The organism is Exiguobacterium sp. UBA3968 (genome assembly GCF_002385115.1).
Classification (GTDB): domain Bacteria; phylum Bacillota; class Bacilli; order Exiguobacteriales; family Exiguobacteriaceae; genus Exiguobacterium_A.
The window spans coordinates 857615-873199 of the sequence record NZ_DGCW01000005.1 but is presented as its reverse complement, the minus strand read 5'-3'; the positions used below and the strand labels follow the sequence as shown (position 1 = coordinate 873199).

The window sequence follows — 15585 nt, the reverse complement described above, 5'->3', positions numbered from 1 at the left end:
ATAATATTATTATCGTTCACCATCAAATAAATCGACGGCGCGTTTTTTCTCCGAATCACCGATATGGGCATAGACCTGCGTTGTTGCGACGGATTCGTGACCGAGTAACTGCTGGATCGTCAGGACGTCGACCCCGCCGGTCGCAAGTCGTGTCGCAAACGTATGTCGTAGTTTATGTGGCGTAATTTTTTTGCGCTCTAAAAAGGGGAGGACTGGCTTCAGTCGTTCCGTGTGCCGCTGCAAAATATGCTGGACTGCCCGTGGGCTGAGTGGTTTCCCGTGTTTTTGGAAGACAGGTACGGCGCCGCTCGTTGGCATCTGATAATGGATCGCGTATTTGCGTAAGGCAATTCGTGCTGGTTTCGCAAGTGGAATCAATCGTTCTTTATTGCCTTTCCCGATGACGCGGAGCGTATTTTCGTGGAAATCGACATCGTTCCAGACGAGTTGCGTCATCTCACTTAAACGCATCCCGCTATAGCCAAGTAATTGGAATAACGTCACGTCGCGGACACGATCCCGTTCATAATGCGACGCTTCACGGGCATTCATCTCAACGTTTGACGGTAATAACTGAATCAATTCGTCCCATTCGCGTTTTGTCAGATAAACCGGTTCCCGTTTCGCTTGTTTCGGTCGATTGACTTTGGCGACCGGGTTTTCCGACAACTGACCGGTATCGACCAAATAACGAAACAGTGACTGTAACGCTGATAACTTCCGGTTGATGACGCTCGGTGCATTTTGTTTCGTTAAGGCAAGGTATTCGGCGTAGGCTTCGATTCCTGCTGCATCGATCTCGACGAATGCTTCAAGCGGAATATCTCGCGCTGTTACCTCTTCACCTGACGCCGCAGCGACGAATTGGAAGAACGCTTCATAGTCATAGACGTACCGACGCATCGTTGCTAATGAGAAATGTTTGGCTGCTAACTGATCCAAATAGGACTGAATGAAGCGTGGCATCCGCTCATAACCGGGAATCGCTGGTGCTGTAGCCGAAACGGTCGTTTTATGTATTGTTTTTCCTAGGTTTTTAAATAAACTCATCCGACAATCACCCCTCTAGTAGTAGTATACCAAACGTTGATACGTCAGGCACTTGTTTGCGTGAAATAGTTATTTCACGCAATGTTAAATTGTCAGACAGGGAGCGCTCAGTTGCATCGACAATGCATCGGATGGGTCGTTGGTCAACTCGATGCACGTGAGAATTTAACCTATTTTTAGAGATTTAAGGGTTGTAGAGTCTCTTTAATAACAATAATAGTATTATGTCACCTAAATAACTAAAAAAGAATGAATAGTCAATTTCGCTCTCAGTTGCATCGAGAAGACGTCTGATGGGTCATTGGTCGACTCATTTGATTTCAAGACGCTTTCTGAAAAACGTCGAAAACGTGCTCGATTTCGCATACTTCATCTTGGTTCGGGTATAGAGTGTTAGGTAAGAGTTATTTTCATAAGGGGGAGTTCTAAATGATTACCGATCAACAAGCACGTCAGTATTTGAAGGATGCGAAACGAATTGCGGTCGTCGGTGTCTCAAGTGATTCTGGGAAGACGGCGAACTGGATTGCTGACTACTTGGTTCAACACGGGTACGAAGTCATTCCGGTCAATCCAACGTTAAACGAGTGGAACGGTCAAAAAGTCTATCCAAGTGTTGCAAGCGTTCCAGGACACATCGATATCGTTGACGTTTTCCGTCGGTCTGAGTTTTTGGCGGATGTCGCGAAAGATGCTATCGCTCACGGTGACGTCGGGATGATCTGGAATCAACTTGGTCTCTCAAGTGTCGAAGCAGAGAGTCTGGCGCTCGGCGCTGGCATTCCATATATTGAGAATCGTTGCATCAAAATCGAACATCAATACCTGTAAGTCATCGCACGACTTTAGGCATCTTCACCCGTTCGTGAAGGTGTCTTTTTTCATGCCCATTACAGGTTATGCTTGTCAGGAAGCAAGAAGATGCCTACAATTAGAGACAGACTACTTGAAATAACGAACGAACGTTTGTAAAAACGACGTCGTAATTTCGAATTTTGAGGTGAATTGAATGGCGACAGACTTAAATAACTACAATGATGATGCCATACAGGTGCTCGAAGGACTCGAAGCAGTCCGGAAGCGCCCAGGTATGTATATCGGTTCTACCGATCACCGTGGACTTCACCATCTCGTCTACGAGATCGTTGATAACGCAATCGATGAGGCACTTGCAGGATTCGGGGAACAAATTGATGTCACGATCCATAAAGATAATGCGATCACGGTCCGTGACCATGGACGTGGGATGCCGACGGGGATGCATGCATCGGGAAAACCGACTGCTGAAGTCATCTTCACGGTCCTTCACGCCGGTGGTAAGTTCGGTCAAGGTGGATATAAGACGTCCGGTGGCTTACACGGCGTCGGGGCATCGGTCGTTAACGCCTTATCAACGGATTTGAAAGTAACGATCTTCCGTGACGGGAAACAATATGAGCAAACGTTTGAAAACGGCGGGATTCCGAAGACGACGTTGCTTGAAACGGGTACGACGCGTCAAAAAGGAACGAGCGTCTACTTTAAACCAGATGGCTCGATCTTCAGTACGTTGACATACAACTACGATACGCTTGCGGAACGCTTACGCGAATCAGCCTTCTTGCTAAAAGGTCTGAAGATTACGTTGACGGACGAACGGTCCGACAAACAGGATATCTTCCAGTACCAAGACGGTGTCAGCGAATTCGTTCAGTACTTGAACGATGATAAAGATACGCTTCATCCGACAGTTGCATTCGAAGGAACGGAAAACGAGATCGAAGTCGATATCGCCTTTCAGTTCACGGATGCGTACTCGGAAAACGTCCTTTCGTTCGTCAACAACGTCCGGACACGCGACGGTGGCACACATGAAGTCGGGGCAAAAACAGCAATGACACGGGTCATGAATGAATATGCCCGGAAAAACACGCTTTTGAAGGAAAAGGATAAGAACCTTGACGGAAATGATATCCGCGAAGGGTTGACGATGATCGTCTCGATCCGGATCCCAGAAGAATTCCTCCAGTTCGAAGGGCAAACGAAGTCGAAACTCGGCTCACCGGAAGCGCGGACGAGCTGTGACGCTGTCATCAGTCGTCGTCTCTCGACGTACTTGGAAGAGAATCCACAAACGGCGACGCTGTTGATCAAAAAAGCAATTCGCGCTGCGCAAGCCCGGGAAGCGGCACGGAAAGCGCGCGAAGAAGCACGAAACGGGAAAAAGAAAAAACGTTCGAGCATCTTGAACGGAAAACTGACACCTGCGGCTTCAAAAAACGCGGACAAGAATGAATTGTTCCTCGTCGAGGGTGATTCTGCTGGTGGTTCTGCAAAACAAGGACGAAACCGGACGTTCCAAGCGATCCTTCCACTTCGTGGTAAGGTCTTGAACACAGAGAAAGCGAAACTTGCCGATATCATGAAGAATGAAGAGATCAACACGATCATTCACGCGATTGGCGGCGGTGTCGGAGCTGATTTCGACTTGTCAGATTGTAATTTCGACAAAGTCATCATCATGACCGATGCCGATACCGATGGCGCGCATATCCAAGTCTTATTGCTGACTTTCTTCTTCCGCTACATGCGCCCATTGATTGACGCTGGGAAGGTCTTCGTTGCTTTACCACCGCTCTACCGTGTCTCAAAAGGGAAAGGCAAATCGGAGAAGTTCGAATACGTCTGGGATGAAGAGACACTTAAGAAAACGACGAAGAAATTCGGTAAAGGTTATATGATCCAGCGTTACAAAGGACTTGGGGAGATGAACGCACCGCAACTCTGGGAAACGACGATGGATCCCGAGACACGGACATTGATCCGGGTTACGATCGACGATGCTGCCGTAGCGGAAAAACGCGTCTCTGTCCTGATGGGAGATAACGTCGGACACCGCCGGACGTGGATCGAGGACAATGTCGCCTTCGGTCTCGCAGAAGACCTCTCGATCATCGAGAATGAGCACGTGACGAAAGAGAGTGTGAACGAACATGTCTAATCTACAAAACATCCTGAACCTGTCGCTCGAGCAAGTCGTCGGCGACCGGTTTGGTCGTTATTCGAAATATATCATTCAAGATCGTGCCTTACCGGATGCCCGTGATGGTCTGAAACCAGTACAACGCCGGATCTTGTATGCGATGCATACGGAAGGAAACCTGTTCGACCGTGCTTACCGGAAATCGGCGAAGACGGTCGGCGTCGTCATCGGTAACTACCATCCGCATGGTGACTCATCGGTCTATGAAGCAATGGTCCGCTTGAGCCAAGAGTGGAAGCTCCGTTATCCGTTGATCGATATGCAAGGAAACAATGGATCAATCGACGGCGATAGCGCGGCAGCGATGCGGTATACGGAAGCCCGTCTTTCGAAAGTCTCGAGTCTCATTCTCGACGGGATCAATAAACAGACTGTCGATTACACGCTCAACTTCGATGATACGACGGAGGAACCACTCGTCTTACCATCATTACTACCGAACCTGCTGATGAACGGTTCGACGGGGATTTCCGCCGGTTACGCAACCGAGATTCCACCGCACCACGCGGGGGAAGTCCTTGATGCTGCGATCGGTCGGATCTCCGGTACGGTTCAGAACGTCGATGACTTATTGACGCACATGCAAGGCCCTGATTTCCCAACTGGTGGTGTCGTCCAAGGTCTTGACGGCATCAAAAAGGCGTTCGAGACAGGACGTGGGAAAGTTATCATCCGTTCGCGTTCAACGATTGAGACATTGCGGGGCGGTCGCCAGCAAATCGTTATCACTGAGCTCCCGTATGAGGTCAATAAAGCCAATCTCGTCAAACGAATGGAAGAACTCCGTCTTGATAAAAAGGTTGAAGGTGTCGCCGAAGTCCGTGATGAGACTGATCGTGACGGTTTACGGGTCGTCATCGAGTTGAAAAAGGAAGCGGACGCGGAAGGTGTCTTACACTTCTATCTCAAACAAACGGATCTACAAATTGCCTATAACTACAATATGGTCGCGATCCACGAGCGGACACCGCGGCAAATGGGCGTCTTGACGCTCCTCGATGCGTATCTCGCACACGTCAAGGAAGTCGTCATCCGTCGGACAGCATTTGATCTTGAGCAAGCGAAACGCCGCCAGGAAGTCGTCTCCGCCTTGATGACAGCGATCTCTGTCCTCGATGAGACACTTGCCTTGATCCGTTCTGCATCGAATAAAGCAGATGCGAAGGACAAGCTGATTGCGCGGTTCAACTTCACCGACCGTCAAGCGGAAGCCGTCGTCATGCTTCAACTCTACCGGTTAACGAATACCGATATCGTCGAGTTGCAGGAAGAAGCGGCAAAACTCGAGAAGGAGATCGCTCGTCTTGAGAAGATCCTCAACGATGAAAAGACACGTAATCGTCTCATCATCAAGGAGTTGACGGTCTTGAAGGAACAAGTCGCGGATAAACGTCGCTCGACGATCGAAGCGGAAGTAGAAGAACTGAAGCTGAAGACGGAAGTCATGATTGCTGTCGAGGAAACGATGGTCTTCCTGTCGAAGAACGGTTACGTCAAACGTTCATCACTCCGTTCATTCGGTGCCTCGAACGACTTACCGGACTTGAAGGAACAGGATCGTCCGTTGCTCCAAGGGCAAGCGATGACGACCAATCACTTGATTGTCTGGACCGTTCGCGGAAACTACTTGCTGATTCCGGTCCACCAATTGCCGGATACGAAATGGAAAGATGGCGGTCAACACGTCGCGAACCTCGTCCCTCTCGAACCGGGTGACCGGGTTCTCTCAGCGGATCTCGTCCGCTCGTTCGATGAAGCCCATCACTGCTTGTTCGTTACCCGTCAAGGGATGGTCAAACGCTCGAAACTGAGTGATTACAATGCACAGCGGAAGTCAAAACCACTCCAAGGCGTCCGTCTGAAGGCAGACGACGAAGTCTTGTACGCTCAGGTCTCGACGGGTCAAACGGACCTGTTCCTTGCGACACAGAACGGTTTCGGGCTCTGGTTCACGGAAGATGACGTCCCGGTCGTCGGTGTCCGGGCTGCCGGTGTCAAGGCAATCAACCTGAAGGATCAGGACGTCGTCGCGGGTGCGATCGGCTTCAAGGAAGCGCCGCAGATCGTTCTTTTGACGCAACGGGGTGCCTTGAAGAAGATGCGTCTCGCGGATCAGTTCCAAGTCTCGAGCCGTGCGCTCCGTGGCTTACAGTTACTGCGTGATTTGAAGTCAAAGCCACACCGGGTCGCAGCATTGATCGATGTCACGCAAGCAAAGGAATTAGTTCTCAGCGGGAAAGAGCAGGAGAAAACGATCCAAATCGGTTCGTTATCGTTCCTCGACCGCTTATCGAACGGTTCATTCGCCTATGATGAAGAGAAATTCGGTCCATTGCTCGACTGGTATACACGATGAGATAAGGCTCCTCCGGATAACGGGGGAGCTTTTTTAGATTTAGCAGGGCAGGAGAGGGAATTTTGAGACGAATGCTCGGAATTTTGAGATTTATCGCTAGAAATATCGTTTACAAATTGAAACACTGACCAATAACGGCTACAATAGAAGAAATAGTCAGGTCACGATTCGTCACGAACAAGCGTCGGGTCACGCGTCTCCGCAGCTTTGCTTATAGCGTCAATTGATCAAGCAGCTACGGGACCGTCCCTTTAGCTGCTTGTTGTGCAATCTGCCGACCTTGGAGAGGTGATGAAGATGAAATTCAGACGTCGCGAAAAAGTAGCAATCTATATCACTCGGGAAAAACCTAACGGATGGGAACTACTTGTTTTTCATCCACAATCGGCTCCTGAGAGTGATTGGCAGATTCCTGCAGGTACGATCGAAGATGCTGAAATCGCAAAAGAAGCGGCTGTCCGTGAGACGCTTGAGGAAAGTGGTCTCTCGTTAGCATCCGTCCAGTACATCGGCGAAGAAGAGATGCGTTATCCGGAGCGAATGCGGGTGCATTACACGTATTTCTATCATGCGCACATTGAATGCCAAGAGAACCGCTGGACGCATTGTGTTGCTGGTGACGGTCAGGATTGCGGTGATTTCTTTGATTTCGCGTGGTTGCCGCTTGAACGGATCACGCAACTCGAACGCCGCCATCATATATTCTTGGATCGTTTGATTCATCGATTGGAACGGACACGTCCGTATGATTGTCGAAAACACGGTTAATCCCGTGTTTTTTTGTTTTGTCTCACTATCTTAAGTTTACCTTGATTATGAGACGAATTCTTATAACTATTGATAATATATGTTATGTTAACTTAAATAAAAAAATGATATTTTAGTCAGATTCATTTATCCTCCCTGCCATTTAAAAATCGGTCTATCGTCCTGTTGGTCTTCTTACTTATTCTTTGTTACTCTAATAACAGTAACACTGCAAATGTTACCTTTTTAACGGTAACAAATTAAATGTTTCCATGATTGTGGTAACAAATGAATTGGAGGAATCGTCATGCAAGCTGTTGCTTTGTCGTTTGATGTCAAAGGCTCCCGCGATTATCCGAGCAAAGAAGCGTTACTTCAAGCGCTTCGTGTACTCGCGAACGATTTGAATACAGCATTTCCATTGAGTATTGTTCCGTTTCAAATCAAATCCGGCGATAGTTTACTAGCGGTATTCGCGGATTATCCGGTCAGTTATCCGGTCATTCTGCACTTATTGAATCAAGAATTGCCAGGTTACATCGGGATCGGATTTGGTCAATATGAGACGATTTCGACGACACGGGCTGAAGAAGCCAATGGTAGTGCGATCATTCATGCATTCGAAGCACAGGAATTAGCGAAGACGCTTCCATCGCGGATTGCCTTTGCTGGACCGCCCTACTTACCGACTGCCTTGCTAAACGGTTATCTCGAAATGCTGTATCCGGCTTACTTCGGGAAGACGGACCGTCAGATTGAACTGCACCGGTTGATGGATCGATATCCGGATGATACGTATGAGGAGATCGGACTGAAGATGGGCTTCAAGGAACAAGATGCCCGCGTAAATGTCGCAAAACTCGTCTCCCGCTCGCAGCGTAAGCAACGGAAGCGACTTGAAGCTGCCTTGACCCAGGCACTGGAGCAATTCCAAGTCTGGGAGGCGATTCGGTGACCGTCTTACTCAGTCTTTTACTTGTCCATCTACTTGCTGATTTTCCATTACAGACGAAACGAATGGCGCAACTGAAACATCGACACCAACGCATCTTACTCCAACATCTTGCCGTTCATGCGGCTCTGATGCTACTTGTGCTTGCGTTCTTCGTCATCCAAGGGGAATTGACCATCGACATCGCCGGATGGCTTGGAGGCAGCATTCTCGTGTTTCACGCCCTACTCGATGCTTCCCCGCTCAAACGCCGCGTCAAACAAGCAGTGGCATACTGGATTGATCAAGCGTTACATATCGTTGCCATCATCGCTTTGACATGGGTGTTCGTTCCGATCGATTGGTCGTTGTCGTTCTCGCGACCGGAGCAGATCCTGTGGATTCTTTGCTTTAGTTTAGTGACGACGGAGTTACTCGGTCACGGAATCGCCTTGATGCTCGCACCATTCGCGCCGCGGTTGATTGAAGCGCATTTTGAGCGGAAAGTGACACGCAAAGAGCAATTAGATGGCATCTCGCGGACCGTCACGCACGAAGTCGAAGATTCTGCGCGCAGTTATACGACGGAATTAATCGGGATCGGACGTTATATCGGTCTCGTCGAACGAGCAATCATCACCCTGCTCGTTGTCACGAATGCAACTGGAGCCATTGGCTTCATCATTGCCTTGAAGGCATTGGCTCGTTTTAAACAGTTTGAAGATCGCCGCTTTGCGGAATATTACATCATCGGGAGCTTGCTCAGTATCTTAGGAGCGATTTTATGTGGACTGGCAATCCGTGTCGCTTTATAAACGATGAATGAAAGTGAGGGAGACGGTGTAATCCGTCGTACGACATATGAAACAAATTGGATTAGTCAGGCATCACCGGGTGACGGAAGGATATCCGACGAAAGGCTGGATTAGCGCTAGCGATATTGAAAAATGGATTGAACGGTATGATACGTCAGAGATCGATATTCAACCGGTCGAGCTCGGTCAGATTGACTGGACAGTCTGTTATGCCAGTAGCATGCCGCGTGCCGTTCAGACGGCGCAAAGCGTTTATGATCAAGAAATCATCGTGACGGATCTGCTGCGTGAAGTGCCGTTTCCGACGATTCGGTCGAATCTCCGATTACCGTTCCTCGGCTGGGCGGTTCTCGGTCGATTCGCAGCCCCGTTCAGTAAACGAATTCAAGCCGAAATCAAGGATGCGAATGAACGGATTGAAGTGCTCTTAAATCAATTAATGTTCGAAGACGACGAACGGGTTCTACTCGTCGGTCACGGCGGCATGATGATTCTGATGCGCGCTGCCTTAAAACGACGCGGTTACAGCGGACCACGGTTCGGTCATCCGCGCAATGGCATGCTGTATCTGTTCGAGAAAGAGGAACCGACATGTTGAAATGGGGATCAACGATTCTATTAGCACTCTGTTTAATCGTCATCTTCTATACGACACGGGACGAAGAACCCCCTGCCCCGACGGCAGGACAGATGGAAATCTATGGTTTTGACGTCGGTCAAGGAGATAGCACGTTCATCCGAACGAAGGAAGATGCGATCTTGATTGATGGTGGGAATAACGGCAAAGGCGAAGATGTCGTCCGCTACCTGCAAAAATTGGGTATCAAACGCTTAACAGCGGTCATTGCGACACATCCGGACGCCGATCATATCGGTGGACTCGATACCGTCCTCGATGCCTTTCCAGTCGACAGCGTCTATGCCCCGCGAGTCACGCATACGACGGAGACGTATCGCGATTTCCTCCTTGCCGTCAAACGCGAAGGAGTGACGATCAAGTCAGTTAAAGCAGGTCTTAAAATACCGAGTGAAGCCGCACGCTTTACGTTCCTTGCTCCTCTAACAGACGGGACACAGGATCTTAACAGCTGGAGTGCCGTCCTCCGGGTCGAACATGGACAAGACCGCTTCCTCTTCATGGGCGACGCGCCGATCCGAACTGAACAACAATTACTCGAGTCAAACACCGATGTACGTGCTGATGTCTTAAAGCTTGGACATCACGGGGCAGACACATCGTCCTCCCTGCCCTTCCTACAAGCTGTATCACCAAAACGTGCCTTGATCTCAGCCGGAAAGGACAATGCTTATCGTCACCCACGTCCTTCCGTCTTACAAGAACTGAAGGCAGAACGGATTACGATTGACCGAACCGATCAAAGTGGAACGATTCAGTATATCTCGACTGGTGACGGTATCAAGGAATCGAACCGGCCTGATTTACGACCGGAATAACTAGACGCGGAGGTGTATCAGATGCGATTGACCGTAGCTGATTTTGAAGATGATCTAGCAATTTGTGAGACCGACGACCGTGAGACGATCACGTTACCGAAAAGTCGTTTACCGCGCCAAGCGACGATTGGCGACCGACTCGATTGGAGCGGACGCTCGATTCGGATCTTACGCAACGAGACGAACGAGCGTAAAAAAGAGATCACCGAGCTGATGGATGATCTCTTTGAAGAATGATGGGATTCCCTCGGTGCGCTGAGGGAGTCTTTTTTAATCAAGTAGACTGATGATGAGTCCAGTGAGGATGCTTGCTGTGAATAAGAAACCAAGCGTATACGTAAGCAAACGTAATGCGATTGGGAGTCGACCGATCGCGGCAAAGGCACGACGATTCGGGGGACCTCCGGAAACGACGCGTTGGTAATCATCGAGCGGACTATGGACGACGTCATGTTGAACGACTGGAGTGGTATCGGATTCCGTAGTGTATTGTTTCATGAGTCCATTCCTCCTTATCTTAGCAACCCTAAATACATTATTCGATAAATGACTTTCTAATCCTGTTTCAATGTTTTTGATATTTTACGAAACTTTTGGATGAAAATGGTAGTATAAAAGGTAGACGTATTTCTAGACCAATCGTTTTAGGAAAATTACTAGCGGTTTTTTCTGAATTTTCGTACACTTTAGAAATACGATGTATCTTAAAGGGGGAATCATCCATGTTTCAAACGTTACGGACATCACTCAAACAATCTGTCCTTGGTCAGGACGATGTGATTGATCATTTATTGATGGGTTTGCTCGCGGAAGGCCATGTGTTGCTCGAAGACCGTCCGGGGACTGGTAAGACGACACTAGCAAAAGCGCTGGCGCAGACACTCGAAGCGAAGTTCTCACGTATTCAATGTACAGCGGATACGTTACCTACTGATCTACTTGGGATGGAGCTGTTCAACCCGCTGACAGGATCGTTTGAACAACGGTTTGGTCCGCTGTTTGCCAACATTGTCCTCGTTGATGAGATCAACCGAACGACTCCACGGACCCAGTCCGCTCTCCTTGAAGCCATGGCAGAGGCGCAAGTGACAATTGGTGATATGTCGTATACGCTACCCCAACACTTTCTTGTCATCGCGACACAAAATCCGTTTGATGGACACGGTACATTCCCGCTGCCGCATGCCCAACTCGACCGTTTCTTGTTCAAGTTGTCGTTCGCTCCGCTGACACGTCAGGCGGAGAAGGCATTATTACGTGGAGCGCACTTAACAGCAGCCGAACTACAGATTCCGCTCGAACAACTCAATGACTGGAAAGAGGAAGTGGTTGCTGTCACGATTGAGGACAGCGTCGAAAATTACTTACTTGATGTCTGTGACGCACTCCGCGCCCATCGTGACGTTGAGATTGGACCAAGTCCACGAGCGACACTCGCCCTTTTAAAGGCAGCAAAAGCGCGTGCTTGGATGCAAGAGCGGACGTACGTCACACCAGAGGACGTCAAACACTTAGCAACGCCGCTTCTCGCTCACCGACTCGTCCTAACACTCGAAGCGACGCTGAAGTTGTCGAACGAACGTCTCGTTCAGCAGGTTCTCGATTCACTCACCGTTCCGACTGAGGTGTAATCATGCAATTGATCACACCAAAAGCCTTTAACCTCATCATTCTCACCATGACGGGCGCAAGTGGGATCATCGTCGGACTCTATGGTCCTGTTTGGATGGCGGCCTTGTTATTTGCCTATACGATATACGGCTGGGTGATGCCCTATTATCTTGAATATGTCGCGAAGCGGATCCACGTCCGTCTCCTTGAGACAGTCCGTGCTTTCCGGGAAGAAGCGATCCAGATTCCGTTCGAGCTGACGAATCCGACGAAGTTACCGCTTGGACGGATTACGATTTCCGGTCTACTCGGGGATCAAATCAAGCTTCCTGACGCGAATAGTCAGTTTTGGCGTCAACACATGTATGTCGGTAAACAGACGATCGTCCCGTTTTCAATCGATGTCATCGCCGCACAGCGAGGAACGATTCGGATTCAATCGTTTGACATCATGATCTCGGATCCGTTTCATCTGATGACGATCTATATCACGCTCGACATCCAGGAACTTGGGCATGTCTTCCCGGACTTCGCACCAGCGTCCGTCGAGTGGAACGAGCGGATGATTCCGGGTGAGACGATTGATCGTTCGAGTCCGTTTTCGGATCGTTCGAGTTTTCATTCAGTCGTTCCCTATTCCGGAGATGCGAAATCGATCTATTGGTCTGCCTATGCAAAGACAAACGAACTGTATTCGTATCAATATGATCGGAAACGTAATCATGATTATGCCGTGATCGTCGATGGTCTGTCAGCAGACGGGCTCGCCCTCCGCTCTGACTTCGAGAAACTCTTATCGCGTGCCGCAACAATCATCCGCGAACTCGAAAAACAAGGCGCTTCCTACAGTCTTTGGATCTCGATGGTCAATCGAACGGGTCAGTGGTATCATGTCCCGTCCGGTACGGGGAAACATCAGTTCCTGCGGACGATGGAATGTCTTGCCCGGATCTCGGAATATGACTTACCACTCGAGCGCCGCTATTTCACGAAACGCTTACAACGGAGCGTTCCGTCAACGACGGCAGAGATCCATCTCGGTCATCGGCAGAAAGGGGTGAGCGCATGATTCTCTGGTGGATTTTCCTAGCGAGTCTGTTACCCGTTCCGTTCTATCTAGCACTCGTTTTCCCGGCACTTGCCTTCGTGCCGCACCGCTCGCTTCGGATTGGACTACAGCTACTCGCAGCGGGATTATTGTTCATTCTATCTCCGGTTGCTTGTATTTTAGCTCTTATCTTCGTCGCCTGGACCGCATTTCTTGATACGGTCGAGTCAGCTTGGCGTTACGCCGCAAGTGGACTGATCGTCGGTGGCGTGATGATTCTATTCCCAGGTGTGACTCCACCGCTTGGTGCCTTTTTGCTCCTCTTCCTTGTCGTCGCGTATCCATTCGTCGTCACCTATATGACAGAATGGCGACGTATATTCTCAACAGTTGGTCTGATGTTGACGTTAGGGCTCCTTTTAGCCGGTCTTTTTCGATTGACGAAGGAAGTACTCGTAGGGTCCGTGACGAATTCGATCCGACCGCTGTTTGAAGCATTTGGCTCCCTCTTCCTTTGGACGGAGCCACTCGGACGAAAAGCGGACAACATGACGAACCGTGCGATGGGACTTGAAAACATCAAAAGCGTGGAAGACGTCAAACAAGCAACGGTCCAAGCGGGAACGTCACATTGGATTTGGATCGTGACGGCAATCGTGACTGTATTGTTCGTTGCAATCACGCTGTACGTCATCCGGAAGCGAAAAGTCATTCCGATTGAAATGGAACAGACTGTCAAACGTTCCAAACAGGTACGAACGCATGCTCCAAAACGTTATAGTCATCACCCGTTGCTGAAGATTGCTTCGCAACTTGAACAAGCCTTCCCAAGACGTCATGAGGAGACGACGCTTGAGTGGTTGATGCGGATTGAGTTCCCGGATGCGTCATCCAATGCGCGTTTAATCGACGGGATTGAATTCAGTACAAGCGAACCCGCCTATGATATCCAAACGTTCCGGCGTCAAGTACGCGAACAAATCGAACGTTAACAAAAAGCCTTTGCTCGTGGAGCAAGGGCTTTTTGTCGCATTAAGTGCGCATCAATTGATTGCGTAGTGTCGTCGCAAGTCACCAGTCGCAGAGATGGTTTGATCCACCATCGTGCCACCACAACATGTCAATATCCGGGAAATCGTCTTAGCGCCAACAAAACATTTCGATGGACGAAAAACAGACCGAAGCGAAAAGAAATGAGTACACTTTCGGTCTAGTTTCCTTCAAGCGTTAATTTTCCAGGTGGCTCTGTTCAATTGTTTGAAAAATCGATTGATAGATCCTCAGTTGCTCCGAACGATTCGGTCGTTCGATCCCCTCTCCGAACAACCAGGTCGTCTCTTGCGTATCGTCATAGAGCATACCAGCTGCAAACGTCGGATTCGGCACCGAGATGCTTCCCTCATATGAGAGACTCGGATCAAGAAACGGTTCGATGGATTTTTGAGAGCCGATGAAGAAAAATGGAATATGTGCTTTCCGGTAGACGGAGGCATAGTCACGTCCTGCTGCCTTATGTAAGTACTCCGGCATGATCATGACGGCGTCATATTGACGTAAATCTCCTTTGATTTCCTGAAGATCAATTGAGTGGAAGTCCGGAGATTGTGTAAGAACTGGAGCCGTTCCGACGACAGCGATGGTGAGATCGATGGTACTAGCTTTTGGCGTCAACGTCGATTTTTTCAACATACACACGGTAAGCAGTAGACTGAGTGCAAGTAAAGTCATGACGGTTCTTTGTCTCATCTGTCCCTCCATGATTTCCTGATATTAGGTCTTTCACCTAGTTTCTTTATACCATAAAAATGTGTGGCGTTATGTTTTCGAACAATAGGGAAATCACAAGAATAAAGTGTCAACGGAATCCGATAAAAAAAGACTCCCTAGTTGGAGTCTTCTTACTTTTCAGCATCGATTTTTGAAGCCTTACGCGCAATGACGACAATAAAGACGATGGCACCGACAGGAATCACGAGCGGCATCCAGTCGAGGATATACTGTGCGTTCATCGTATCCCCCCTTACCTAGCAAGCTATAAGCGTAGCATATGCCAATTGCTGGGGAGTTGCAAGTCACAGTCGGGGTAGAAGCGCGTAGGCAACTGAATAATAGATCAAAACACTTGTTGAAAGCATATACCCGATGAATAAAAGGGGGGTAAATTTAGGTTTCATGCGCCGTTCGATCAAACGTAGCGATCCGATGGTGACAACAAGAGCGATAACCGGACTGAATCCGAACGCGACGATGTCGAGTGATGTCATGACATCTTCTGGTAACACGAAATGAAAGACAAAAAGTGAGAATAAGTACCAAGATGTATAGGATAAACAAACGAAGAACAGGAAAGCACCTAATTTCCGCATCCCGTTTGATCGGCTTTTTTCCATCTGTTGCATGTCGTTCCTCCTACATAAGTATCAGATACCTATAATAGTAACTGGAACTATTCGCTTAAAATATTCAAATATGAATATCCGACAAAAAACGACATTTTTTTATTCTGTAATTAAAAAAGCAAGATCCATGGTCAAATGAACCTTGCTTTCC

General features: G+C 48.8%; 16 protein-coding genes. 12 read left to right on the top strand and 4 right to left on the bottom strand.

Annotated elements, in window-relative coordinates; all coding sequences use genetic code 11:
• Positions 1 to 9: 9 nt before the first annotated feature.
• Positions 10 to 1050: a tyrosine-type recombinase/integrase gene (locus tag B3S86_RS06260; RefSeq protein WP_290750448.1), complete on the bottom strand. Its 1041-nt coding sequence runs from the start codon at positions 1048 to 1050 to the stop codon at positions 10 to 12.
• A 429-nt stretch (positions 1051 to 1479) separates the two neighbouring features.
• Between B3S86_RS06260 and B3S86_RS06255 the strand changes: the two genes are divergently transcribed.
• From B3S86_RS06255 to B3S86_RS06215, 9 genes are all read left to right on the top strand, one after another.
• Complete coding sequence (locus B3S86_RS06255; protein ID WP_290750444.1) at positions 1480 to 1881, top strand: CoA-binding protein; 402 nt, start codon at positions 1480 to 1482, stop codon at positions 1879 to 1881.
• 178 nt (positions 1882 to 2059) lie between these two features.
• Positions 2060 to 4030, top strand: a complete 1971-nt coding sequence (gene parE, locus B3S86_RS06250) for a DNA topoisomerase IV subunit B (protein WP_035407952.1) — start codon at positions 2060 to 2062, stop codon at positions 4028 to 4030.
• Positions 4023 to 6428 (top strand): DNA topoisomerase IV subunit A, encoded by a 2406-nt coding sequence (gene parC, locus B3S86_RS06245; RefSeq protein WP_290750437.1) that lies wholly within the window; start codon positions 4023 to 4025, stop codon positions 6426 to 6428. Before parE ends, parC begins: the two co-directional genes overlap by 8 nt.
• Before the next feature lie 297 nt (positions 6429 to 6725).
• On the top strand, positions 6726 to 7196 hold the full coding sequence (locus tag B3S86_RS06240; protein WP_230088538.1) for an NUDIX domain-containing protein: 471 nt from the start codon (positions 6726 to 6728) through the stop codon (positions 7194 to 7196).
• 286 nt (positions 7197 to 7482) lie between these two features.
• Positions 7483 to 8130, top strand: coding sequence for a hypothetical protein (locus B3S86_RS06235; protein ID WP_035407956.1), 648 nt, complete (start codon positions 7483 to 7485; stop codon positions 8128 to 8130).
• Entirely contained in the window at positions 8127 to 8921 is a 795-nt protein-coding gene (locus B3S86_RS06230) for a DUF3307 domain-containing protein (RefSeq protein WP_290750431.1), read from the top strand. Before B3S86_RS06235 ends, B3S86_RS06230 begins: the two co-directional genes overlap by 4 nt.
• A 46-nt stretch (positions 8922 to 8967) precedes the next feature.
• Positions 8968 to 9519 (top strand): histidine phosphatase family protein, encoded by a 552-nt coding sequence (locus B3S86_RS06225; protein ID WP_035407960.1) that lies wholly within the window; start codon positions 8968 to 8970, stop codon positions 9517 to 9519.
• Positions 9516 to 10376, top strand: coding sequence for a ComEC/Rec2 family competence protein (locus tag B3S86_RS06220; RefSeq protein WP_414651178.1), 861 nt, complete (start codon positions 9516 to 9518; stop codon positions 10374 to 10376). The genes B3S86_RS06225 and B3S86_RS06220 overlap by 4 nt, the downstream gene beginning before the upstream one ends.
• Before the next feature lie 21 nt (positions 10377 to 10397).
• Positions 10398 to 10613, top strand: a complete 216-nt coding sequence (locus B3S86_RS06215) for a DUF3006 domain-containing protein (RefSeq protein WP_290750423.1) — start codon at positions 10398 to 10400, stop codon at positions 10611 to 10613.
• Between the two features lie 33 nt (positions 10614 to 10646).
• Here the strand turns inward: B3S86_RS06215 and B3S86_RS06210 are convergent, their stop codons facing one another.
• Complete coding sequence (locus B3S86_RS06210; protein ID WP_290750421.1) at positions 10647 to 10874, bottom strand: hypothetical protein; 228 nt, start codon at positions 10872 to 10874, stop codon at positions 10647 to 10649.
• A gap of 224 nt (positions 10875 to 11098) precedes the next feature.
• Between B3S86_RS06210 and B3S86_RS06205 the strand changes: the two genes are divergently transcribed.
• Genes B3S86_RS06205 through B3S86_RS06195 form a run of 3 tightly spaced genes read left to right on the top strand, consistent with a single transcriptional unit; the run spans position 11099 to position 14027 of the window.
• Entirely contained in the window at positions 11099 to 12007 is a 909-nt protein-coding gene (locus B3S86_RS06205; protein WP_290750418.1) for an AAA family ATPase, read from the top strand.
• A gap of 2 nt (positions 12008 to 12009) precedes the next feature.
• A complete protein-coding gene (locus B3S86_RS06200) occupies positions 12010 to 13056 on the top strand; it encodes a DUF58 domain-containing protein (protein ID WP_035407969.1) in 1047 nt (348 codons plus the stop codon).
• A complete protein-coding gene (locus B3S86_RS06195; protein WP_035407970.1) occupies positions 13053 to 14027 on the top strand; it encodes a hypothetical protein in 975 nt (324 codons plus the stop codon). The genes B3S86_RS06200 and B3S86_RS06195 overlap by 4 nt, the downstream gene beginning before the upstream one ends.
• 235 nt (positions 14028 to 14262) lie before the next feature.
• Here the strand turns inward: B3S86_RS06195 and B3S86_RS06190 are convergent, their stop codons facing one another.
• Both B3S86_RS06190 and B3S86_RS06185 read right to left on the bottom strand, forming a co-directional pair.
• Positions 14263 to 14781, bottom strand: coding sequence for a hypothetical protein (locus B3S86_RS06190; protein WP_290750411.1), 519 nt, complete (start codon positions 14779 to 14781; stop codon positions 14263 to 14265).
• A gap of 326 nt (positions 14782 to 15107) precedes the next feature.
• The gene (locus tag B3S86_RS06185; RefSeq protein WP_290750408.1) at positions 15108 to 15434 is read right to left on the bottom strand and encodes a hypothetical protein; all 327 of its coding nucleotides are present in this window, start codon (positions 15432 to 15434) and stop codon (positions 15108 to 15110) included.
• Positions 15435 to 15585 lie beyond the last annotated feature (151 nt).